A 22,855-nucleotide genomic window follows, 5' to 3' on the forward strand; every position below is an offset into this window, starting at 1 on the left:
CCATCGCCCCGCCTCCGCCCAGACCGCCCAGGAGACGGGCCCGCCGGCAGATGACCCGTACGCCGTCCGCGACCCCGAGCCCACCGGCCACCACCGCCGCGGCGACCTCGCCCATGGAGTGCCCGATCACGGCGGCGGGCTCGAACCCGTAGGCCCGCCACGTCTCCGCCAGGGCGAGCTGCGCGGCGAAGATGATCGGCTGGACCCTCGCCACGCCATCGGCCGCCCGGTCGTGGACGTCGATGCCCGCCTCGGCCCGCAGCAGGGGAGCCAGCAGGTCGATCGTCCGCCGGTAGGCGGGTTCGGTGTCGTAGAGATCCAGGGAGAGCCGCCGCGGGCTGTAGCCGCTGAAGACCCATACCGGGCCAGGCGCCGAAGCCTCAATAGGCCGGATATTTCGGATTTTGTCGGCCAGCTCCTCCTCGGACCCCGCCACCACCGCCGCGGCCACCCGCCCACGTCGCGCCCGCCTGGCCAGCGTGTGCGCCACGTCCGCGAGATCGGCGGACGGCCGCCAGGCGGCCAGCGCGCGGGCGTGGCGCTCGACCCGTTCCGGCGTGCTGTCGGTGAGGAGGAAGACGTGCTTGGCCCGCTCCGCGCGAACCTCAGGAGAGGGTGCCCAGGCGTCCAGGACGACGTGCGCGTTCGTGCCGCCGAACCCGAACGCGGACACCCCCGCCCGGGCATCGGCCCGCGGCCAGGGGGTCGGCGCGGTCACCACCCGCAACCGGTCCCAGGGAATGTGCGGATTCGGGCGGTGGAAGTGCAGGCTCGGCGGGATCACGCCGTGATGCAGGGAGAGAACGGTCTTGATCAGCCCGGCCACCCCCGCCGCCGCCTCCAGATGCCCGAGGTTGGTCTTGGCCGAGCCCAGCAGGACCGGCGACGACGGGATGGCGGCGGCGATCGCGCGGGCCTCGATGGGGTCGCCGAGGAACGTGCCGGTGCCGTGCGCCTCGATGTAGTCCGGGCCCCGGTCCAGGCGGTACGCCTGCCGGAGCAGGGACTCCTGGGCCTCCGGGTTGGGGGCGACGAGGCCGTTGGAGCGGCCGTCCTGGTTGACGGCGCTCTCCCGGATCACCGCCAGCACCCGATCCCCGTCGCGTAACGCCTCCGCGAGCCGCTTGAGCACCACGACCCCGCACCCCTCGGCCCGCACCATCCCGTCCGCCGCGGCGTCGAACGCCTTGCACCGGCCGTCGGCCGCCGTGCCGCCGCCGCGGTCGAAGGCCACCGTGACCAGGGGCGAGAGCAGCAGGTTCACTCCTGCGGCGAGCGCCAGGTCGCACTCGCCGGAGCGCAGCCCGGCGACCGCCAGGTGGGTGGCGACGAGGGACGAGGAGCAGGCAGTGTCCACGGCCATGGAGGGGCCGCGCAGGTCGAGGAGGTACGACAGGCGGTTCGCGGCGATGCTGGGGGCGGCGCCCGTGGCCGTCCAGGCGTCCACGGCGGCGAGGTCGGCGCCGGTCAGGTAGGCGTACTCGGTGGCGGAGAGGCCCGCGAACACCCCGGTACGCGTGCCGGCCAGCGACCTCGGCGCGATCCCCGCGTGTTCGAGCGCCTCCCAGGCCGTCTCCAGCAGCAGCCGCTGCTGCGGGTCCATGGCCGCGGCCTCGCCCGGCGCGATGCCGAAGAACTCCGCGTCGAACCCGGCCACGTCGTCCAGGAACCCGCCATGGCGGGTCGTGCCCGCCAGCACCTCACGGGTGCGCGCCGACCCGTCGTCGAACGCCTCCCACCGCCCCGCCGGCACCTCGCCGACCGCGTCGCGCCCCTCGATCAGCAGCTCCCAGTAGGCCTCGGGCCCGTGCGCACCGGGCAGCCGGCAGCCGATGCCGACCACGGCCACCGGCTCGCCGGCGGCGCCGGGCGTGGCGCGTACCTCCTGGGGCGTGGACAGCGCGCGGGCCAGCAGGTTGATCGTCGGGTGCTCCCACACGAGCGTCGGGCTCAGCTCGCGGCCCAGCAGCTCGCTCAGCTCCCCCGCCACGGCCACCGCCTCGCGCGACGACAGCCCGTGCTCCTCCAGCGGCCGGTCGGGGTCCACCTGCCCGCCGAGCCGCTCGGTGAGGAAGCGCCGGATCTCGCCTTCACCGGGTACGGGTACGTCCACGGAACACTCCCATGCTGCCGAGGCCGGGGGGTGATCGGCCAACATACCGACGTGCCGAGTGCGGGCGGCAGGCCCTGACGGAACATTCCTCGGTTCCGTTTTGTCACGCCGGTGATAACCGCACCGGATTTATCCGGCAGGGCACAACACGCAGCGCGATTTCGTTGCGCCACGTCATAGCCGCCCGGCCCCGTACGCCCCTAGCCTCGCCTGCACCCACAGCGAAGGGGACCCCCATGCGTGCCCTGCCGGCACTGGCGACGTCGACGCTGCTGCTGCTCTTCTGCACGAGCCCGGCCCGTGCCGACCCCGACTGGTCGTTCACGGACAAGAACCAGCAGTCTCCGCCGAAGACCACCAGCCCGACGACCGGCCCGAAGACCACCGGCTACGCGCCAGGGCAGAAGGCGCTGCCCGGACCCGCCCGCGTGGTGAGCGAGCGCCGGCTCGACGCCCGCACGCTGGACCTGCTCGTCTCCTCGCCGGCCGTCGGGCAGCTCACGCCGGTCCGGCTGCTGCTCCCCAAGGGCTGGTCGAGGGGCGCGAAGCGGACGTGGCCGGTGCTGTACCTGCTGCACGGCGGGGCCGACGACTACACGTCGTGGACCCGTATGACGGACGTGGCCGCGTACACGGAGAACCTGGACGCCATCGTCGTCATGCCGGAGGCGGGCCGCGCGGGCAACTACACGGACTGGCACAACGGCGGCAGGGGCGGCAGCCCGGCGTGGGCGACGTTCCACACCTACGAGGTACGCCGGCTGCTGGAGATCGGCTACCGGGCCGGGACCCGCCGCGCGGTGGCGGGCCTGTCGATGGGCGCGTACGGCGCGATGAAGTACGCCGCCCGCTACCCCGGCATGTTCCGCTTCGCCGGGGCGTACAGCGGCATCCTGGCCACCCGGCTCCCCGGCATCCCCGCGCTCATCATGAACGCCCAGGCCAGCGAGAAACAGGACCCCCTCGCGCTGTGGGGGCACCCGAAGCGCGACAAGAAGGTATGGGCCGCCAACGACCCCATGGTCCTCGCCCCGAACCTCAAGGGCGTGAGCGTCTACATCTCCAGCGGTACCACCAGTTTCCAGGGCCCGCTGGACCCGCCGGGCTCCCCCTGGCATCCGGCGCACCTGGGCGAGCCCCTCTCGGCCTACACCGGCAAGGCGCTGAGCGCACGGCTCAAGCAACTGGGCGTCGAGCACACGCTCCACCTGTACGGGAACGGCACGCATACCTGGCCGTACTGGATCAGGGAGTTCAAGAGGTCGTACCCGATGATCGTGGCGGCGCTGGGGCTGCGCACAAGCTAGACGGCGGGCGGCCCGCGCGGTCAGCCGACGCAGGCCAGGGCGCATGAGACCGCGCCCCGGGCCTGCGCCACAGGTTCTCCCTATGCGGCGTGCAGGTACACCTGGCCGAAGACCTCGGAGAGGTTCTTCAGATCGGTGGCCACGTCCACCTCGGGGTTGGCCGGGTCGTAGATGGTGGCCAGGCGGGCGCGTACGGAGCCGAGCTTCTTGAGCTGGTCCCAGGTGACGCTGGCCGCCCACTTCTCGCCGTACACCCGGTTGACCTGGCCCTGGTCGTTCTGCCAGCGGCTCCACAGGGTGACCGTCTCCGCGGCGTCGTCCTGGAGCGGGGTGGCGATGCGGTCGGTGATGGCCTTGGCGGCCTGCTCCTCGGTGAGCTGCGCGGCGCCGCCGGCGGCGAAGCCCGCGTCCTCGGCGGCGATCTGGGCGTAGGCGTCCCAGGCGCGGGCGCGTACCTGGATCCACTGGTTGCGCTGGGCCTCGGTGGCGTCGATCTTCCAGGTGGCGTACTCGGTGGCCAGGTGGCCGCTGTCGAGCGCGAGCTGGTCGATGTACCCCTTGGCGAGCCAGGCGCCGATGCGGTCGGGGTCGAGCAGCGGGTACTTCTTGGGCATCTCGGCCTTGCAGGCGTCGTTCGCGCCGCAGCCGAACAGCGGCACCACCGTGTGCGCGGCCAGCTTCACGCCCGGCACCAGGTCGCGCAGCGCGGTCGTGGTCTCGGTGACGAACTTGTCGAGCTCGTCCGCCGTGGCGAACGTCTGGTTGTAGCCGAGCTGCGAGGTGAACCTGATGCCGACGACCCCGGGCTGCGCGGCGGCCAGCGCGGCGATCTTCTTGGCGGCCTCGGCGAGCTTGCCGTCCTTGTAGTCGTCGGCGAGCTCGGTCTCGATCCAGAGGCGCATGGTGGTCTGGGCTGCGGCCTGCGCGGCCTGGCCGGCCGGCGTCTGCTCGGCGGCGGCCTTCTCGGCGGTGGAGATCCCGTGAGGATCGGTGAAGCACTCCTCGCCGTTCTGGCATTCGGGAGTGCCGCCGTCCTCGGCCCCTTCGACATCCGGGTCGCCCGCGTCGTGCGCCTCGCCGTCGCCTTCGCTGTCGGTCGCGCACTGGTTGCCCGGCTGGGTGCAGTCGATCGGGATCGGGCTCATCGGGCCGGAGTCGATCATGTTCTGGCCGTCGTTGTCGAGCCAGAACTTGGCGATGCCCGCGGCCTCCTCGGGGGTGGCCATCCACGTGCAGACGACGTACGCCGGGGTGTCGCTGGAGAGCAGGTCGTTACAGCTCCGCGGGTCGTCCTGCGACCACGCTGGAACGCCGATGCCGAGTAATGAGAGCGCGAGTCCGATGACGAGGAGCTGCCGCAGCCGCTGTCGCATGGCACCTTACTTCCAGGGGTGATCGTGGGCATATGCACAATATCCTGACGATCAGCAACGTTCAATGAGATCGACAGCCATCTTCACCCCGTTCTCAACGCGAAGTAGCCGTCCCAGTTGAGCTGACTTTTCGCGATATTTCGGTACGGCAAGCAGCCGCGCGGCCAACGCGCCCCGGCTGAGCTGCCCGATCGGCAACGGCGGCGGCCCGGCCCCGAGCGCGGCCACCCGGCGCCCCCAGAAGGGCTGGTCGGAGAAGAACGGGCACACCACGGCCGGCACCCCCGCCACCAGACCCGTCCCCGTGGTCCCGGCCCCGCCGTGGTGCACGACGGTCGCCATCCGCGGGAACAGCAGGTCATGCGCCACCTCCCCGACGGGCAGGACGTCGCCGGACGCCTCGACGGGCAGCCCCTGCACCACACCCCGCACCCCGGCCAGCCGCAGCCCGGCGACCACCTCCTCGGCCACCCGCCCTGGCTCGCCGGGCACCATGCTCCCGAACCCGACGAACACGGGCGGCGGCCCGGCACTCAGGAAGCCCTCGAGCTCATCGAGCCCGCCCCTCCCCGGGAGCCGCCAGTAGCCGGTGAGGTGCACGTAATCCGGCCAGTCCCGCGGCCGGGGCACCACCAAGGGGCTGACCCCGCACAGGACCGGTACCCGGTCCCGCCGATCGGCCGCGAACGGGCTCCCCCGCATCGGCCCCAACCCCAGCACGCCGGCACGCAGCCGGTTCACCATGCGCCCGAGCACCGTCCACCCGGCCCGCTCGACGAGCGCGTAACTGGCCCGATTGCCCAGCCTCCCCAGCGAGGCGAACGGCACGAGCGGGTTGGGAAACTCACTCGTCGGCTCGCTCGGCTGGAACTGCAGGATCCGGTACGGCATCCCGTACCGCTCGTGGAGATGCCTGCCGAAGGCGCCCAGCGCCGGGGCGAGGACCAGGTCCGCATCGGCGCAGGCGGTGTCCACCTCGGCGACCAGCTTCGCGGCCAGCGGCTCCACGACGGTCCTGAGGCCCCGTACGAATCCCATCGGACCGCTCCCGAGCCAGTCCTGCCCTTCCTCGCTCTCCAGCATCGCCACGGGATCCACGCCCAAGGGAACGAACGACACCCCCGGCCCGGCCAGCCCGGCGTACCGCCCGGCCGCGACCAGCGTGACCTCGTGCCCCCGTCCGGCCAGCTCTCGCGCCAGCGCGGCGCACGGCTGGGTGTCCCCTCGGGAGCCGAGCGCCAGGACCGCCGCCCTCATGGCAGCGTCGCCAGGCTGACCAGCGCCCCGGCCAGCACCAGCGCGGCCGCTGCCAGCAGCCCGACGGCGTAGCCGGTGGCGAAGCTCCCGGCGGCGTGCACGATCACCCCGATGGCGGAGATCCCGAAAAGTCCGGAGATCTCGCGGCTCACCGAGAAGACGCCGCCCGCCACCCCCGCCCGGGACTCCGGCACGGCGCCCAGCACCGCGGACCCCAGCGGCATGGTCAGCGCCGATCCCACCCCGATCGCGCAGACGGCGGGCAGCAGCCGCCCCCACCCGTCGCCCGCCTCCAGGGTGGCCGCGACCGCCATCCCGCCGGCCACCAGCGTGAGCCCGAGCGCCACGGTACGCCCGGCGCCCAGCCGCCGCTCCACCGCCGGCGCCAGCGGCGTGACCAGCACCACCAGCAGGGCCAGCGGCACGAACGCGAGCCCGGAGGCGGTCGGCGTGAACCCGAGCACGCCCTGCAGGAAGATCGCCGTGTAGAAGAACACCCCGTTGACGCCGAGCCCCCAGAGCACCTGGGCCACGACGCCGCCCGTGAAGGTCCGGACCGCGAACAGCCGCAGATCCACCATCGGATCGGCGGCCCGCCGCTCGGCCGCCACGAACGCCGCACCACTGCCCGCACAGGCCAGCAGGGCGGCGACGACGACCGGCGAGTCCCAGCCGTACTCGCCGCCGTGGATCAGCGCGAACGTCCCCGACGCCAGGAACGCCACGGACGCCAGCACCCCGTGCACGTCCAGAGCCCGCCGGACCGCGTCCGACGCGGGGACGGCCACGGCGGCCAGCCCGATGACCGCCGCGCCCATCGGCACGTTGACCAGGAACACCCAGCTCCAGTGGGCGTGCTGGCTGAGGTACCCGCCCACCACCGGCCCGAGCGCCAGCGCCCCGGCCCCGGACGCCATCCACACGGCCACGCCCGTGGACCGCTGCCGCTCCTTCCGCCCGGCCAGCACGGCCAGCGTCGCGGGCAGGACCATCGCCGCCCCGACGCCCTGGGCGAGGCGGGCGGCGACCAGCAGCTCGATCGTGGTCGCCAGCCCGGCGCCGAGCGAGGCCGCGGTGAACGCGCCTAACCCGGCCAGCAGCACCTTCCGTGGCCCGTAGACGTCGGCCAGGCGGCCGCCCGCCGGCATGAGGCCTGCGAAGGTCAGCAGGTATCCGGTGGCCACCCACTCCAGGGCGGACAGGCGGGCGCCCAGGTCCCGCTGGATGCTCGGGAGCGCGACGGTGACGACCGTGTTGTCCAGAGTGGTCATGAAGCCGGCCAGCCCGACGACCAGGAACAGCAGCCCGGCCGTGGCAGGACGTCTGGTGACGGCCGGGCTGCCGCTGTGCCTGATGGTTCGCTCGCTCACGAGTCCACCTCCACCCACGTCCAGCCGCGCCCGTCGGCGCTGGCCCGCACCACCCGGGTACGCCCCTCCGTGACCTTGACCCACCGCGGCCCCTCCTCGCCCTTCGGGGCCGGGGGTTCAGTGGGCTTGGTGGAGTAGGGGCGCTTGCGGAAGGGCCTGGGCTTGGCCGGCTCGGGCTGGACGCCGACGGGCTCGGCCGCGGCCGCCGGCGGTTCGTGCTCGGCCGCCAACGGCACGGGATCGGTGTCCACGCCGAAGACTGCGGGCCGCCCGTTGACGGTCACCACCAGCTCGGGCTCTTCCTCCCTGCGCAGGCCGCGCGAATCGGGCAGGGTCCCGGACGCCGCCGCGGGCAGCGCGGCAGGCGGCCCGGAGGCGGGGGGCCGACTCGCGGCAGGCGGCCCGGAGGCGGCGGGCCGACTCGCGACAGGCGGCCCCGAAGCGGCGGGCCGACTCGCGACGGGCAGCTCACGAACGGCGGGACCCGTCCCGGCAGGACCCTCGCGGAGTTCGACGCGCCGGTGGAAGCCGCGCAACGGCCCGGGCAGCCACCAGTTGGCCCCGCCCATCAACCGCATGGTCGCCGGCACCAGCAGCGCCCGCACGAGCGTGGCGTCCACCACGATCGCCACGAACAACCCCACCCCGAGCAGCTTCACGATCGTGATCCCGGCCGTGGAGAACGCCCCGATGACCACCAGCAGCAACAGCGCCGCACTGGTGATCACCCCGCCCGTCTGCTGCAGCCCCGCCGCCACGGCCGCCGCGTTGTCCCCGGTACGCAGCCACTCCGCCCGCACCCGCGACAACAGGAACAGCTCGTAGTCCATGGACAGCCCGAACACCACGGCCAGGATCAGCACGGTCACGGTCGCCTCGATGGACCCGGTGGAGGTGAACCGCAGCGCGGACGCCAAATGCCCGTCCTGGAACGCCCACACGATCACCCCGAACGACGCCCCGATGGACAGCACGTTCATCAGCAGCGCCTTGACCGGCAGCACCAGCGATCCGAACGCGGCGAAGAGCAGCACCCCTGTCACCGAGCACACCACCAGCGCCATCCACGGCAGCGTGGCGGCGAGGCTGTCCATCAGGTCCATCTGCGCGGCGGTCGGCCCGCCGACCACGACCCGCCGCAGGTTCGGCTCGGGCGCCAGCTCCCTGATCGACGTGACCAGGTCCTGGGCCTCGTCCGACATCGGGTCCACGTCGTACCGGACGGCGAGCCGCACGGCCCCGTTGTCCTGCGACAGCCCGGCCACGTCCACGCCGGTCACGTGCGGCAGCCGCCGCAGCCGGTCCGCGAGGGGCTTCGCGTCGGAAGGGGACACGGACGTGACGGCGCTGATCTCCGAATGGCCCTGCCCGAGCGGCCCTGGTCTGGCGGGCGGCTCGGTGAAGGAGCGCTCGACCAGGACGTGGACGTCGATCGCCGCCATGGAGTTCCGGGCGAAGTCCCCGTCGACGGTCTCGGCCACCCGGCGGCTCTCGGAGGCGGCGGGCAGCACCCGGTGGTCCACGTTGCCGAACTTCACATGCATGAACGGCAGCGCCAGCGACACCAGCACCACCGTCACGGCGACCAGGTACAGCACGGGCCGCCGCATCACGCTCGACGCGACGGCGTGCCACATCCCGCCGTCCCGCCGCCCGAATCCGAGGTCGGGCGTGATCCGCAAGGCGTCCACGCGCCGCCCGAGTATCCCCAGCACGGCGGGCAGCACGACCAGCGCGGCCCCCATCGCGACCAGCACCACGGCCGCCGCCCCGAGCCCGATCGAGCGCAGGAACATCTGCGGGAACAGCAACAGCCCGAGCAGCGCCGTGGCCACCGTCAGCCCGGAGAACGCCACGGTACGCCCGGCCGTGGCCATCGTCCGCACCACGGCCTGCTCGTTCGACGCCCCGCCCCGGATCTCCTCCCTGAACGCCTTGAGCACGAACAGTGAATAGTCGACGGCCAGCCCGAGCCCGAGCATGGTCACGACGTTCAGCGAGAAGACGGAGACCTCGGTGACCTCGGTGAGCAGCCGCAGCAGCACCAGCGCACCGAGCACCGCGAACAGCCCCACGAGCAGCGGCAGCCCGGCGGCCACCAGGCTCCCGAACACGATGACGAGCAGCACCAGCAGCACGGGCATGGAGATGGCCTCGGCGCGGGCCAGGTCGGCCGCGGTCTGGTCGTTGAGCTCCGCCAGCAGCGGCACCGACCCGCCGACCTCGACCTGCAGGTTGCGGACGCGTCTGAGCCGGTCCGCGATCGCGGCGTAGGCGGCCTGCTTGTCGCCCTTGAGGGTGACCAGCGCGTACGTCGAACGCCCGTCCTCCGAAACCATCCGCTTCGACCCGGTCGTCCAGTACGTGGCCAGCCCTCGCACGTGCTCGCCCGGCAGCGCGCGCAGCGAGTCGTGCACCGCCTTCTTGTACCGCGGGTCCCGCGCCTTGACCGTCGGGTGCCGGTAGAGGACGACCACGTCGGCGGCGTGCCGGCCGTACCACTCGTCGGTCCAGCGCGCGGCGGTCGTGGAGTCCGCGCGCGGGTCCTCGAAGCCGCCGTCGGCCATCCGCCCGAACAGCTCGAGCCCGAGCGGCGCGACGAGGACGGCCGCCACCAGGCTCAGCACCAGCAGCGTCCACCTGCCGCGATAGACCAGCCGGCCCGCGGACTCAAACAAGCGCGCCCTCCAGATACGCCCGCAGGCACGCCCGCCGGGCGATCTTCCCGCTCGACGTCCGCGGCACGGCCCCGGTCTCGGCCAGCACGAAGTCGTATACGGATAAGTCGTGTTTCGTCCGGACGGCGGCCCGTACCGCCCGCGCCACCTCCAGGGCGTCGGCGTCCAGCCCGCGGCGCGACCGCTCGGCCACCACGACGAGCCGCTCGGTCTCCTCCCCCTGCACCGCGAACGCCGCCACGCGGTCCCGCCGCACCGCTTCGTGCGCCTCCTGCACGGTGACCTCGATGTCCTGCGGATAGTGGTTGCGCCCGTCGACGATGACCAGGTCCTTGATGCGCCCGGTGACGTACAGGTGGCCGTCGTGCAGCACGCCGAGGTCGCCGGTCCGCAGCCAGTCCCCGTCCGCGCCGAACACCTCTTCACTGCGGGAGGGGTCCCGCCAGTAGGCGCGGGCCACGTTCGGCCCCCGCACCCAGATCTCGCCCACCCGCCCGTCGGGCACCTCGCCGCAGTCGCCGACGATCCTGACCCGCTGCCCGTACGGCCGCCCGCAGGAGACGAGTGTGCTGCGCTCCCCCTCCGCGCACGGCACGGCCCGGCCCTCGCGCAGCGCGTCGCGGGAGAAACCGGTGATCAGGGGCGGCTCGTCCCGCCCCATCGCGGACACGAACACCGTGGCCTCGGCCAGCCCGTAGGCGGGCGTCTGCGCCTCGGGCCGCAGTCCGCACCCGGCGAAGGCGGCGTCGAAGGCGTCGATCGCGCCGGGCCTGACCGGCTCGGCGCCGTTCAGCATGACCCGCACCCCGGACAGGTCGAGGCCGGCCTTGTCCTCGGGGCGCGCGCGGGCGGCGGTGTATTCGTAGGCGAAGTTCGGCCCGCCGGTGAACACGTCGTCGTACTCCGACATCAGCCGCAGCCACCGCACAGGGCTCATGACGAACGCCACCGGGTCCATGAACACGGCCTGGTTGCCGCCCATGATCGGCATGGCGATCGTGGCGACCAGCCCCATGTCGTGGAAGAGCGGCAGCCACAGCACCGCGACCGACGTCCTCGGCCGGGCGCGGAACGCCTCCCAGAGCTGGGCGGCGTTCGCTGTGAGGTTGCCGTGCGTGATCTCGACGCCGGCGGGCGCGCGCGTGGAGCCGGAGGTGTACTGCAGGTAGGCCAGATCGCCGGGCCGGACCGGCTCGGGCTCCCATTCGTCGGCGAGGAGGTCCGAGACGGTGTCCACGGTGACGACCGGCATGGGAGAGGCGGCGAGGAAGCCGGTGACGGCGGGCAGCGCGGCCGTGGTGGTCAGCACGACGGCGGGGTCGGCGTCGGAGAAGACCCTGACCAGCCGCTCGGCGTGCCCGGGCAGGCCGGGCGCGAACAGCGGCACCGCGACGAGCCTGGCGTACATGGCGCCCAGCACCGCGACCACGTAGTCCAGCCCCGAGGGCGCGAGCACCGCCGCCCGGTCGCCGGGCCGGGCGAGCTCGCGCAGCCGCACGGCCAGCGCCCTGGCCTTGAGATCGCCCTGCCCCCACGTGTACGTCCGGCGGGAGCCGTCCCCCAGGTAGTCGGCGAACGTGTACGCGGGCGCGTCAGGAACCTCCCGGGCCCACCGCGCGACCTGGGCGATCAACGTGTCAGGCATGCCCGCGTCCCCTCTTATCTCGGCAAGGAGGCCAACACCGGCTTCAGGGACCTAGCAAATTACGGGAGAAGGGCGGCTGGATTCTTGCCAAACGCCTGCACATTCCTCGTTCGGTCTTGTTCTCCGATGACAAGAAATATTGGGGCGACACAGGCCGGAAGAAACGGCAGAATGGCAGGGTTTGGCCGTTTGTAGGGGGTTCACACAGGTGCACAGCTATATACGCGATCTCGGCCTGCTCCGGGATCGCCGGTTCACGCTGTTGCTGTCCGCCAGGACGATCTCGGTTCTCGGCAGCGCGTTCGCACCCGTGGCCCTGGCGTTCGGCATCCTCGGCCTGCCCGGCGCGGACGCCACCACCCTGTCCGTGGTGCTCACCGCCGAGGCGCTGCCCATGGTCGTGTTCATGCTGGTCGGCGGCGTGATCGCGGACCGGCTGCCGCGCCAGCGGGTGATGATGGCGGGCGAGTTCATGATGGCGGCCGGGTTCTTCGCGCTGGCGGCCATGCTGCTCACCGGCTGGACCCCGATGCCCGCGCTGGTCGCGGCGGCGGCGCTGGCCGGGATCGCCACGGCGATCACGTTCCCGGCGCTGACCGGCATCATCCCCGAGGTCGTGCCACGCGATCGGCTGCAGACCGGCAACGCGCTGCTCGGCCTGGGCGCGAACGCCTCACGCGTGGCCGGGGCGGTGCTGGGCGGCGGCACGGTGGTGCTCTTCGGCGGCGGCTGGGCGCTGGTGGCGAGCGGCGCGATGTTCGCGCTGGCGGGCGTGCTGATCGCGCTGCTGCGGATCGAGCCCGGCGAGCGGTCCGGGGGCGAGCGGCACTCGGTGCTGACCGACCTGCGCGACGGGTGGCGGGAGTTCCGCTCGCGGCAGTGGATCTGGGTGGTGGTCGCGCAGTTCTCGCTGCTGGTCATGGCCATCCAGGCCGGGCACGGGGTGCTCGGCCCGCTGATGGCGAAGGAGAGCCTGGGCGGTCCGGCGGCCTGGTCGGCGTTCCTCGCGGGCGAGGCGGTGGGCATGATCGCCGGGGTGCTGGTCTCGATCCGGCTGCGGCCCAGCCGGCCCATCCTGGTGGGAGTGGTGCTGTGCCTGCCGACCGCGCTGCCGTACCTGCTGCTGGGGCTCGAGGCGCCGCTCTGGGGGATCGTGGCCGGGTCGTTCGTGCTCGGGGTGTGCTTCGACGTGTTCGGCGTGCTGTGGCAGACCACGATGCAGCGGGAGGTCCCGGCCGAGTCGCTGTCACGGGTCAGCTCGTACGACATGCTCGGGTCGCTGATGTTCGGGCCGATCGGGCTGATGCTGGCGGGGCCGGCGGCGAGCGTGTTCGGGACGGAGGAGGCGCTGCTCGGCTGCGCCGCCATCATCGTGCTGTGCACTCTCGCCGCGCTGCTCTCCCCCGGGGTGCGCAACCTGCGCGCCCCTCGGCTGGAGCCGGTTCAGGCCGAGGCGAAGTAGGCGTTGGCCCTGGGCTGGAACATCAGCGTCGTCGCCCCGAGCACGGCCGCCACGTGCAGGATCCGGCTGGCCGCGAAGGCCCAGCCCGCGGCGTCCATACCGGCCACGGCCTCGGCGATCGACCCTCCGTCCAGCAGCCACCGGACGGGCTCCACCACGAGCGAGAGCGTGCCGAGCACGCCCAATGTGCCGGCGAGCGTCCACCGCGCCCAGTTCTGGCCGCGCCTGAGCCGGAAGGCGAGGAAGATCGCGCCCGCGAAGACCGCCAGCCGGAACCCGACGCCCGGCAGCACCTCCACGAGCGTGGAGGTGCCTCCCAGCAGCACCTGGGTGACCATCAGCGCGGCCTCGAACGCGCCCAACGCGACCGCCGCCAGCCAGAGCATGGCGGCGGCGTGCACGACGGGCGGCGGCTCGGCGGGCGACGGGCCGGTTCTGCGTAGATCGGTGGCGGTGCTCATGGCGGGACCTCCATAGGTTTGCGACGTCACGCCCGATACCGGGCGTACACCAGAAGTCTCCGCCGCGGGCCCGCCCACATCATGCCCGCCGTCCCCCCAGTTCAGGTGGGGTCCGCCCTACCAGAACCCGGCAGTCAGACGACGATCAACCGCACCACGACGCCCGCGCAGTTGCCCGCCACGCAGATCCGCACCGGGACCTCGGAGATGCCGGGAGCCTTGGGAACACCGCCCACGTGGCCGTCGGGGCCGACGGTCACGCCCGCGGGCAGCTTGGCGTCGTCGGTCACGGTGAAGGTGGGGACCACGCCCGGCGGGCCGCCGTTGATGCCGATCTCGCCCTCCAGCCGGGTGCCGGCCTTGCCGGGGAAGGTCAGCTCGCGCGGCTCCCACGGCACGTTGCCGAGCACCACGAGGGTGATCTCCTCTTCCCGGCACGACCGGCCGGCGCAGAGCTGGACCGGAGTGACGTACGTGCCGGAGCGCCGCGGCGTCCCGTACAGCCGGCCGCTCTGATCGACCTTGACCCCGACGGCGAGGTAGGCGGAGCGGAACGCGACACCCTTCTCGGTGGGCAGCAGCCGCCGGCTGACCTCGATGCCCTCCGTGACGTAGAAGGTGTCCTCGACCAGGCGATCCTCCACGGGGTCGACCGGGAGCTGGCGGGACATGAGGGTCATGGGGGTGGTCAGGGAGGGGATCGCGGCGGACAGCGCGCAAACGGCCAACCCGGCAAGCAGGAAGACCCACCTTTGCCGCATCATTACCCCCTGGCTCTGCTCTTCCCCTACGTACCCCCCTCACCGCGTGTTCATTGCCTCACTCCGTGAGGCGGCTCGGTCGCCATATGCCGCCGCCTGCTCATGGCCTCACTCCGTGAGGCGGCTCGGTCGCCATACGCCGCCGCCTTCCCCCGCTCTGGTCGCTCCGCTCCCGCCGCTCCTCCAGGCGACGGCACTCCCTCGCGGCCCCCGCTCTGGTCGCTTCGCTCCCGCCGCTCCTCCAGGCGACGGCACTCCCTCGCGGGCGTCACTAGATAATCGGTCACATGGCCGCTGAATCCGCTCAGACCCTGGAGCGCGGGCTCCGCCTGCTCAGACTGCTCGCCGATGGGAAGGGCGGCCGCACGCCGACCGAGCTGAGCGGCGAGCTGTCGCTGAGCCGTCCGGTGGTGTACCGGCTGCTGACGACGCTGACGAACGAGGGTTTCGTGCGCCGGGACGCCGAGGGACGGGTGCACCTCGGGTTCGGGGTGCTCGTGCTGGCGCAGGCCGTGCAGCCGCTGCTGCGGGCGGCGGCGGTGCCGACGCTGCGGCGGCTGGCCGAGGAGGTGGGCGCGACCGCGCACCTGACTGTGGCCGAGGGCGACGACGGGCTGGCCGTGGCGGTGGTCGAGCCGTCGTGGACCGACATGCACGTGGCCTACCGGGAGGGCTCGCGGCATCCGCTGACGAAAGGCGCGGCGGGTCAGGCGATCCTGGCGCTGCGCCAGGGCCGCGACGACTACTTCAGTACGGAGGGGCAGTTGCAGGAGGGAGCACGGGGCGTCGCCGCGCCGGTCACGGGGCTGCCGTGGCTGGAGGCCTCGGTGGGGGTGGTGACGTTCGGGCCGCTGGAGGAGTCCACGGGGCGGCGGGTGGTGGCGGCGGCCGCCGAGCTGTCGGCCGCGCTGGGTTGACATCTCCAGGCCGATGGCGGACGGTTGTCACATATAAAGGACACTTCCGTCCGATAAGCGGACACTGTTGGGAGGGGCGGATGCCGTACTACCGCGTCGTTGGGGAGGTGCCGCGAAAGCGGCACGTGCAGTTCAGGCGGCCGGACGGCGGTCTCTACGCCGAGGAGCTGATGGGCGAGGAAGGCTTCTCGTCCGACTCCTCGCTGCTCTACCACCGTCACCTGCCGACCGCGATCGTCAAGGCGGAGGCGGTCACGCCCGTCACGGAGACGCGTCTCGAGCCCAATCTGCCCCTCTCGCCACGCCACTTCCGCACCCAGGAGCTGTCCAGCGCCGGTGACCTGATCACCGGGCGCATCCTGCTGGCCGGCAACGGCGACGTCCGATTGTCGTACGCCACCAGCGACCGGCCGAGCGACCTCTACCGCAACTCCATGGGCGACGAGTGCGTCTACGTCCAGCGCGGCAGCGTGCGCTTCGAGTCCACGTACGGCGTGATCGAGGCCGGAGAGGGCGACTACATCGTCATCCCGACCGGGACGATCCACCGGTGGGTGCCGGACGGCCAGGTCAACGTGCTGGCCATCGAGGCGTCCGGGCACATCAGGCCGCCCAAGCGGTACCTGTCGCAGTACGGCCAGTTCCTTGAGCACGCGCCCTACTGCGAGCGCGACCTGCGCGCCCCGGCCGAGCCTCACACGGCCGAGGGCGCGGAGGTGCCGGTGCTGGTGCGCACGCGCGGCGGGCTGACCAGGCTCGTCTTCCGCCACCATCCCTTCGACGTGGTCGGCTGGGACGGCTATCTCTATCCGTACGCGTTCAACATCAACGACTTCGAGCCGATCGTGAAGAAGACGCACGCGCCGCCGCCGGTGCACCAGACGTTCGAGGGGCCCGGGTTCGTGGTGTGCTCGTTCTGCCCGCGGCCGCTCGACTACCATCCCGAGGCCGTCCCGATCCCGTACAACCACCACAACGTGGACTCCGACGAGTTCATGTTCTACGTGGGCGGCGACTACGCCGCGCGCAAGGGGTCCGGCATCGACGTCGGCTCGATCTCGCTGCACCCGGCCGGGTTCACGCACGGGCCCCAGCCCGGGGCGGTCGAGGCGGTGATCGACGCGGTCGCGCGAGGCGTCACGACCACGAGCGAGACGGCCGTCATGGTCGACACGTTCCGCCCGCTCGACCTCGGCCAGGGCGCGCTGTCCTGCGAGGATTCCGGCTACGCATGGACCTGGGCACGATGAGCGGCCTCTACACGGCGCTGGTGGACGACGCGGGCCTGTTCCCGCCCACGTCCCTGCACATGGACGAGGCCCTCGCCCGCAACCGGCGCGACCTGGAGCGTGGCAACCCGGTGCTCACGCACCGCTTCCTGTGCCCGGCCAGCCGCCTCGACCGGCTGCGCGGCATGGACTACCGGCCGCGGCGGATCGGGCTGATCATGGACATGCCGGAGCTGCCCGCCTTCGACGACCTGCCGGTGGACCTGGTCGAGACGCCGCTGCCGGACGGCACGCCGGTCGAGACGCTGGCCGACCAGCTGGGGCTGCCCGACGAGGTGCGGCTCTTCGCCGAGGTCGTCCCTCCACGGAAGATGGCCATCGACGTGCCCGACGGCGTGGGGCTGAAGGTGCGATGCGGCGGCCTGACGGCCGACGCCTTCCCGCCGGTGGAGCACCTCGGGGTGTTCATCAGGTTCTGCGTGGAGAGCGACGTGCCGTTCAAGGCCACAGCCGGGCTGCACCACGCCGTACGCCACTTCGACCCCTCGCTCGGCGTCGACCGGCACGGCTTCCTGAACCTGGTGCTGGCGGTCTGCGAGGCCGTCGAGGGGCGCGACCCGGTGCCTGTGCTGCGCGCCACGGACGTGGGGCACCTCGTACGGCTGGCGCGCGCCGTACCGGAGGAGACCGCGAAGCAGGCGCGGCGGCTGCTGGTGAGCTACGGCTCGTGCAGCACCAGCACGCCCCTCGAGGACCTGCGCACGCTCGGACTGATCGGGGAGGCTCAGTGAGCTGGGGAGTGGACAACCTGCCCTACGGTGTCTTCTCGTCCCCGGGCGAATCGCCCAGAGTGGGGGTGCGGTACGGCGACAAGGTGCTCGACCTGACCGCCGCGCTGCACGACGAGGTGTTCGCCGCCCCGTCGCTCAACCCGTTCATGGCCCGGGGCCGCGCGGCTTGGCACGACACGCGGACGCTGATCCAGAACAAGCTGACCGGCGACCTGTCGGTGACCGAACGGCACCTGATCCCGCTGCGGCAGGTGCGGCTGCACATGCCGTTCGAGGTGGCCGACTACGTCGACTTCTACTGCTCGCTCGACCACGCCAGCAACATCGGCAGGATGTTCCGCCCCGACTCGGAGCCGCTGCTGCCGAACTGGCGGCACCTGCCCGTCGGATACCACGGCAGGGCGGGCACGGTCGTCGTGTCCGGCACCCCGGTCAGGCGGCCGCAGGGGCAGCTCGGGGCGGGCAGGTTCGGGCCGTCCGAGAAGCTCGACATCGAGGCCGAGCTGGGGTTCGTGGTGGGCGTGCCGACCGAGCTCGGCACGCCCGCCGGGGCGTTCGAGGACCACGTGTTCGGAGTGACGCTGGTCAACGACTGGAGCGCGCGGGACATCCAGGCATGGGAGTACGTGCCGCTCGGGCCGTTCCTGGCCAAGTCGTTCACGACGTCCATCTCGCCGTGGGTCACGCCGCTGGAGGCGCTGCCCAGGATCCCCGGGCGCCCGCAGGATCCCGAGCCGGCCGCGTACCTGCGCCGGCAGGCCGACTGGGGGCTGGACATCTCCCTGGAGATCCTGCTCGACGGGGAGGTTGTGTCCCGCCCGCCGTACTCCAGCATGTACTGGACGCCCGACCAGATGCTGGCGCACATGACGGTGAACGGCGCCTCGCTGCGTACCGGCGACCTGTTCGCCAGCGGCACGATCTCGGGGCCCGAGCGTGGCGAGCGCGGCTCCCTCATCGAGCTGACCTGGAACGGGACCGATCCCATCAAGCTGGCGGGCGGCGAGACCCGCTCCTTCCTGCAGGACGGCGACACCGTGACCATCCGGGCCACCGCCGGTGACCTGACATTGGGGGAGGTTTCCGGAACCGTCGCGTAGATGACCCTGCGTGCTCAGTCGCTGACCGCCCGCTACCCTAGGAGGCGCCCTTCCCTCGGAAAGCAGGAGTCACATGCGGCGTGCCGCGATGTTCTGTGTCGCCTTTCTCCTGGTCAGCAGCTGCGGCTCCATCAACGCCGACAGCCCTGTCACGCCGCCGGTCGTGCAGATCTCGCCGGCCTTCGACACCAAGCGGGCCCGCCCCGATCGCGGGCTGGTGGTCACGGCGCGCGGCGGCACGCTCAGCAAGGTGCAGGCCCATGAGGGTGGGGAGCCCGTGCCCGGCAGGCTCGACGACTCCCGTACGATCTGGCGCTCCGACTGGACGCTCAAGCCCGCGGCCGAATACACGGTGACCGCCACGGCCGCGGGCGCGGGCGGCCCCGCCACGGTGGCGATGGGCCGTTTCCGCACCCGCCCGGCCGAGCGGACCTTCCAGGTCGCCTCGACCGCGCCTTTGCCCGGCGAGACCGTCGGCACCGGCATGCCGATCATCATCGACTTCGACATCCCTGTGGAGGACAAGGCGGCCGTCGAGCGCGCGCTCGAGGTCAAGGCCGAGCACCCGGCCGAGGGCGCGTGGCGGTGGACGAGCGACACCCGGGTGGTCTACCGCACCCGCAGCTTCTGGACGCCCAGGCAGCAGGTCACCGTCACCGCACACCTTGCCGGCGTGCGCCCGGCCGCCGGCGTCTACGGCACCACCAACTCGACCTTCGCCTTCACCGTCGGCCGCGGGCAGACCAGCACGATCGACACCAGGACGCACCAGATGGTCGTCGACCGCGACGGCGAGATCGTCCAGTCGATGGCCATCAGCGCCGGCAGGGGCACCACCCGCGAATACACCACGACCAGCGGCATCCACCTGACCATGGACAAGGGCGACCCGGTCCGCATGGTCTCCCCCGGCCGGGAAAAAGGCGACCCCGGCTACTACGACATGCTGATCGGCCATGCCGTGCGCATTTCCGACAGCGGCGAATACGTGCACGCCAAGGACAACGTCTGGGCGCAGGGCAAAGAAAACGTCAGTCACGGCTGCATCAATTCCCGGCCCGACCAGGCCGCCTGGTTCTACGCCAACTCTCTGCGCGGCGACCCCGTCACCATCACCGGCACCGACCGGGAGCTCGAATGGGACAACGGATGGGGTTTCTGGCAACTGTCGTGGGAGAAATGGACTCAAGGAAGCGCGCTGCCGCACGACACCGATTCCGCAGGTGGATGGGTGCCGCAGCGGTAAATCCGGGTTTACGGTAGAGAGGGGGGAACCAACCACGGACTCAGGCCCGTTGTCCCTTGAGGAGGGCCGGACATGGATGAATGGATCATCTGGGTAATCCTCGCTGTCATCCTCGGCGTGGCGGAGTTGTTCACCTTCACGGCCGCGCTCGGGCTTCTCGGCGTGGCCGCGCTCCTGACCGCCGCCACCGCGGCCATCGGATTGCCCGTTCCCCTGCAGTTGCTGTTCTTCGCCGCCTCCTCCGCGGCCGGCCTGCTGGTCGTCAAACCGCTGGCGATGCGTCATATCAAGCAACCGCAGTTGCAACGCTTCGGCGTGGAGGCGATCGTCGGCAAGCCCGCCTACGTGGTCTCGGAGGTAACGGGACGCGATGGCCGGGTACGCGTCGGGGGCGAGGAGTGGTCGGCGCGCGCCTACGACGAGACCCTGGTGATCCCTGCGGGGGCGACCGTCGACATCATCGAGATCGAGGGCGCGACCGCCCTCGTATATCCCCGGGAGTGAGTCATGGATCCGCTCTTGCTGGTCGGATTGTTCGTCATACTGTTCGCCGTGTTCACCGTGCTCAAGGCGGTGCGGATCGTCCCCCAGGCCCGGGCGCGCAACGTCGAGCGTCTCGGCCGCTACCACCGCACGCTCAAGCCCGGACTCAACTTCGTCATCCCGTACATCGACCGCGTCTATCCCATGATCGACCTGCGTGAGCAGGTCGTCTCCTTCCGCCCGCAGCCCGTCATCACCGAGGACAACCTGGTCGTCGAGATCGACACGGTCCTCTACTTCCAGGTCACCGACCCGCGGGCGGCGGCGTACGAGATCGCCAACTACATCCAGGGCGTCGAGCAGCTCACCGTCACCACGCTGCGCAACGTCGTCGGCTCCATGGACCTGGAGAAGACCCTCACCTCGCGCGACACCGTCAACAGCCAGCTGCGTGGCGTCCTCGACGAGGCCACCGGCAAGTGGGGGCTGCGCGTCAACCGCGTCGAGGTCAAGGCCATCGACCCGCCCAAGACCATCAAGGACGCGATGGAGAAGCAGATGCGGGCCGAGCGCGACAAGCGGGCCGCGATCCTCAACGCCGAGGGCCAGCGCCAGTCGCAGATCCTCACGGCGGAGGGTGACAAGCAGAGCCGCATCCTGCGCGCCGAGGGCGGCCGCACGGCCGCCATCCTGGAGGCCGAGGGCCAGTCGCGCGCCATCGACCAGGTCTTCCAGGCGGTCCACCGCAACGACCCGGACCCGAAGCTGCTGGCGTACCAGTACCTGCAGATGCTGCCGCAGCTGGCGCAGGGCCCGGGCAACACGTTCTGGGTGATCCCGAGCGAGGTCACCTCGGCGCTGCAGGGCGTCTCGAAGGCGTTCACCGAGGCCCTGCCGAGGTCGGCGGCCACGCAGGAAGAGGTGCCCGAGGGCTCGGCGGCCGAGGAGGAAGCCGCCAAGGCGGCGGAGGCCGCGGCCGCGGCCGTCGCGGACGCGCAGGAGGCGGAGAGCCCGAACGGGCCGCGCCAGCTCACCCAGGCCGCCCAGGAGCCGTCCCCGTTCCCTGATCTGGAGCGGGAGCCGAAGGAGGCCGAGCGCTGACGCTCTCCCGACGCGGCGCAGGCGGTTGGAGGCGGCCCCTGCGCCGGACGTGGGAGCGCGTGCCCCATGGAGGTCCATATGAAGGCGCCCGGCGCGCGGAGAGCGCGTGTGCCGGGACGCGTTCATGGTCCGGGCATGGCCGTTGAGGGTCGTGAGGGAGAGGGGTGAGGCGCGCCAGGTCAGTGATCGTCGACGATGCCCGCACACACAGTAGTGCGGCGGGCATCGGCTCGGAGGGTTATGCCGTCGGATCAGTGGGACAGCGGCGCGTCCGTGGTGTCCACCAGCTCGCAGGGGGCGATCGGCTCCTTGCCGACCCGGGCCCAGATGCCGGCCACCGTCGACCCGTCGTCGATTTGCCCGACGCTGAACTCCAGGACGCCGACCTCCCCGGCGCCGATCACCTTCGGGTCGATCGTGAAGCCCGGCTCTGACTCCTCGGACGGGGGGAAGACCGAGAGCGGCTTCTCCTCATCGCCGGCGAAGTGGCTGCTGCGGGGCTGCGGGCTGCACTTCTTACCCCTAGGGATGTAGTCCACCACCACATTCGCCCCCATGGCCCGCAAGTCCTCCTGCAGCTTCTTCGGGTCCTTGGCCTGGTTGATGGTGATGTGGATGAGGCCGTCGGGACCCTTGGCCAGCGCGTACGCGGGGCCCCCGCCGAACAGCAGCGGCACCGTCACCGCGACGGCCGCCGCGAGCCCCAAGGCGGGGGCCAGGATGGCCAGGCGCGGGAGGCCCTTGCGCGGCGGCTTGTTGTCGATCTCCGTCATCACGAACTCCTTGAGCAGTCGGCGCCGGCCCTCAGGAAGATCACGTTCGGTCCAGTTCATCTGATGTCCTCCTTCTCCGAGCCGCGGTCACCTACTACCTGTCGGTTCGCCGGGGGGAGTTCCCCCGCCGCCGCGAGTTTCCTGCGGGCCCGCGACAGCCGGGACCGCACCGTGCCCACCGGGATGCCGAGCGCCTCAGCCGCCTGGGCGTAGTCGAGCCCGGCCCACACGCACAGCGCGAACACGTCCTGCTCCTGGCGGCGCAGCCCCCCGTACGCCGCGCGCACCGCGGCCAGCCGCTCAGCGTCGTCGATGCGGCCCACGACTTCGTCGGCGAAGTCGGGCACCTCCTCGCCCCTGGGCAGCCGGGCCAGGGCGTCGTCGTGCCTGCGGGCGGCCCGGCGTACGTTGCGGGCCACATTGGTCGCGATGCCGAGCAGCCAGGGCCGCAGCGACCCGCCCTCGGCGTCGATCCTCCCGCGCAGCCGCCACGCCTCCAGGAACGTCAGCGCCATCACGTCCTCGGCCGTGGACCAGTTGCCGGTCAGCCGGAAGGCATGGTTGTAGACGGCTTTCGAGCACTCGTCGAAGAGCGCGCCGAACGCGGCTTTGTCCCCGTCACGTATCCGGCTCCGTAATGACATGTCCACACATATCTACTGTCCGGCCATGCCGACGAGTTCCAGCGATGCAACTCGATCAGGAGCGGTACGGCCCACGTCCCCCTCCCGGCTGCGGGCCGGGATCCCGCAGCTACTCTTGGCCATGAACCTGGCGATCCGGCGCAA

The 22,855-nt window shown here is 71.9% G+C and carries 19 protein-coding genes; 9 read left to right on the top strand and 10 right to left on the bottom strand.

Translation table 11 applies throughout. The features are described 5' to 3' along the window. A partial coding sequence (locus tag EJK15_RS47640; protein WP_240777674.1) for a type I polyketide synthase occupies positions 1 to 2,113 on the bottom strand: 2,113 nt, incomplete at its 3' end. Between the two features lie 236 nt (positions 2,114 to 2,349). Here EJK15_RS47640 and EJK15_RS47645 point away from each other — a divergent pair. Continuing rightward, positions 2,350 to 3,420 (top strand): alpha/beta hydrolase, encoded by a 1,071-nt coding sequence (locus tag EJK15_RS47645; RefSeq protein WP_138717081.1) that lies wholly within the window; start codon positions 2,350 to 2,352, stop codon positions 3,418 to 3,420. A gap of 80 nt (positions 3,421 to 3,500) precedes the next feature. Here EJK15_RS47645 and EJK15_RS47650 read toward each other — a convergent pair whose 3' ends face one another. From EJK15_RS47650 to EJK15_RS47670, 5 genes are read right to left on the bottom strand one after another with little or no spacing between them, the layout of a single operon-like run. Next, positions 3,501 to 4,793, bottom strand: coding sequence for a hypothetical protein (locus EJK15_RS47650; protein WP_138717082.1), 1,293 nt, complete (start codon positions 4,791 to 4,793; stop codon positions 3,501 to 3,503). 51 nt (positions 4,794 to 4,844) lie between these two features. Then, positions 4,845 to 6,050 carry a glycosyltransferase gene (locus tag EJK15_RS47655; protein WP_138717083.1) on the bottom strand — a complete coding sequence of 402 codons (1,206 nt, stop codon included), beginning with the start codon at positions 6,048 to 6,050 and terminating at the stop codon, positions 4,845 to 4,847. Next, positions 6,047 to 7,420: a DHA2 family efflux MFS transporter permease subunit gene (locus EJK15_RS47660; RefSeq protein ID WP_240777675.1), complete on the bottom strand. Its 1,374-nt coding sequence runs from the start codon at positions 7,418 to 7,420 to the stop codon at positions 6,047 to 6,049. The genes EJK15_RS47655 and EJK15_RS47660 overlap by 4 nt, the downstream gene beginning before the upstream one ends. Then, positions 7,417 to 10,098 carry an MMPL family transporter gene (locus EJK15_RS47665; protein WP_206061549.1) on the bottom strand — a complete coding sequence of 894 codons (2,682 nt, stop codon included), beginning with the start codon at positions 10,096 to 10,098 and terminating at the stop codon, positions 7,417 to 7,419. The genes EJK15_RS47660 and EJK15_RS47665 overlap by 4 nt, the downstream gene beginning before the upstream one ends. Next, positions 10,091 to 11,743: a fatty acyl-AMP ligase gene (locus EJK15_RS47670; protein ID WP_138717084.1), complete on the bottom strand. Its 1,653-nt coding sequence runs from the start codon at positions 11,741 to 11,743 to the stop codon at positions 10,091 to 10,093. The genes EJK15_RS47665 and EJK15_RS47670 overlap by 8 nt, the downstream gene beginning before the upstream one ends. A gap of 208 nt (positions 11,744 to 11,951) precedes the next feature. Between EJK15_RS47670 and EJK15_RS47675 the strand changes: the two genes are divergently transcribed. Further along, positions 11,952 to 13,205 carry an MFS transporter gene (locus EJK15_RS47675; protein WP_138717085.1) on the top strand — a complete coding sequence of 418 codons (1,254 nt, stop codon included), beginning with the start codon at positions 11,952 to 11,954 and terminating at the stop codon, positions 13,203 to 13,205. On the opposite strand, the gene EJK15_RS47680 is transcribed toward EJK15_RS47675, so the two are convergent. Together EJK15_RS47680 and EJK15_RS47685 are read right to left on the bottom strand one after the other, a co-directional pair. Next, positions 13,187 to 13,666 carry a hypothetical protein gene (locus EJK15_RS47680; RefSeq protein ID WP_138717086.1) on the bottom strand — a complete coding sequence of 160 codons (480 nt, stop codon included), beginning with the start codon at positions 13,664 to 13,666 and terminating at the stop codon, positions 13,187 to 13,189. The genes EJK15_RS47675 and EJK15_RS47680 overlap by 19 nt on opposite strands. 134 nt (positions 13,667 to 13,800) lie before the next feature. After that, complete coding sequence (locus EJK15_RS47685) at positions 13,801 to 14,430, bottom strand: hypothetical protein (protein WP_138717087.1); 630 nt, start codon at positions 14,428 to 14,430, stop codon at positions 13,801 to 13,803. 284 nt (positions 14,431 to 14,714) lie between these two features. Here EJK15_RS47685 and EJK15_RS47690 point away from each other — a divergent pair, with 284 nt between their 5' ends. The 7 genes from EJK15_RS47690 (at position 14,715) to EJK15_RS47720 (ending at position 21,294) form a co-directional block, all read left to right on the top strand. Beyond that, a complete protein-coding gene (locus EJK15_RS47690) occupies positions 14,715 to 15,344 on the top strand; it encodes a helix-turn-helix domain-containing protein (protein WP_138717088.1) in 630 nt (209 codons plus the stop codon). Between the two features lie 80 nt (positions 15,345 to 15,424). Beyond that, on the top strand, positions 15,425 to 16,594 hold the full coding sequence (locus EJK15_RS47695) for a homogentisate 1,2-dioxygenase (protein ID WP_138717089.1): 1,170 nt from the start codon (positions 15,425 to 15,427) through the stop codon (positions 16,592 to 16,594). Next, positions 16,576 to 17,364 (top strand): hypothetical protein, encoded by a 789-nt coding sequence (locus EJK15_RS47700; RefSeq protein WP_240777676.1) that lies wholly within the window; start codon positions 16,576 to 16,578, stop codon positions 17,362 to 17,364. The genes EJK15_RS47695 and EJK15_RS47700 overlap by 19 nt, the downstream gene beginning before the upstream one ends. After that, complete coding sequence (fahA, locus tag EJK15_RS47705; RefSeq protein ID WP_138717090.1) at positions 17,361 to 18,464, top strand: fumarylacetoacetase; 1,104 nt, start codon at positions 17,361 to 17,363, stop codon at positions 18,462 to 18,464. The genes EJK15_RS47700 and fahA overlap by 4 nt, the downstream gene beginning before the upstream one ends. Positions 18,465 to 18,537: 73 nt before the next feature. Beyond that, a complete protein-coding gene (locus EJK15_RS47710) occupies positions 18,538 to 19,710 on the top strand; it encodes a L,D-transpeptidase (RefSeq protein WP_138717091.1) in 1,173 nt (390 codons plus the stop codon). 72 nt (positions 19,711 to 19,782) lie between these two features. Then, positions 19,783 to 20,214: an NfeD family protein gene (locus EJK15_RS47715; protein ID WP_138717092.1), complete on the top strand. Its 432-nt coding sequence runs from the start codon at positions 19,783 to 19,785 to the stop codon at positions 20,212 to 20,214. A gap of 3 nt (positions 20,215 to 20,217) precedes the next feature. Beyond that, on the top strand, positions 20,218 to 21,294 hold the full coding sequence (locus EJK15_RS47720; protein WP_138717093.1) for an SPFH domain-containing protein: 1,077 nt from the start codon (positions 20,218 to 20,220) through the stop codon (positions 21,292 to 21,294). 251 nt (positions 21,295 to 21,545) lie between these two features. On the opposite strand, the gene EJK15_RS47725 is transcribed toward EJK15_RS47720, so the two are convergent. Further along, on the bottom strand, positions 21,546 to 22,127 hold the full coding sequence (locus EJK15_RS47725) for a hypothetical protein (RefSeq protein ID WP_138717094.1): 582 nt from the start codon (positions 22,125 to 22,127) through the stop codon (positions 21,546 to 21,548). Then, positions 22,124 to 22,711 (bottom strand): RNA polymerase sigma factor, encoded by a 588-nt coding sequence (locus EJK15_RS47730; protein WP_138717095.1) that lies wholly within the window; start codon positions 22,709 to 22,711, stop codon positions 22,124 to 22,126. Before EJK15_RS47730 ends, EJK15_RS47725 begins: the two co-directional genes overlap by 4 nt. Between the last annotated feature and the right edge of the window lie 144 nt (positions 22,712 to 22,855).

It is taken from the genome of Nonomuraea basaltis (assembly GCF_005893125.1).
In the GTDB taxonomy this organism is placed as follows: Bacteria; Actinomycetota; Actinomycetes; order Streptosporangiales; family Streptosporangiaceae; genus Nonomuraea; species Nonomuraea basaltis.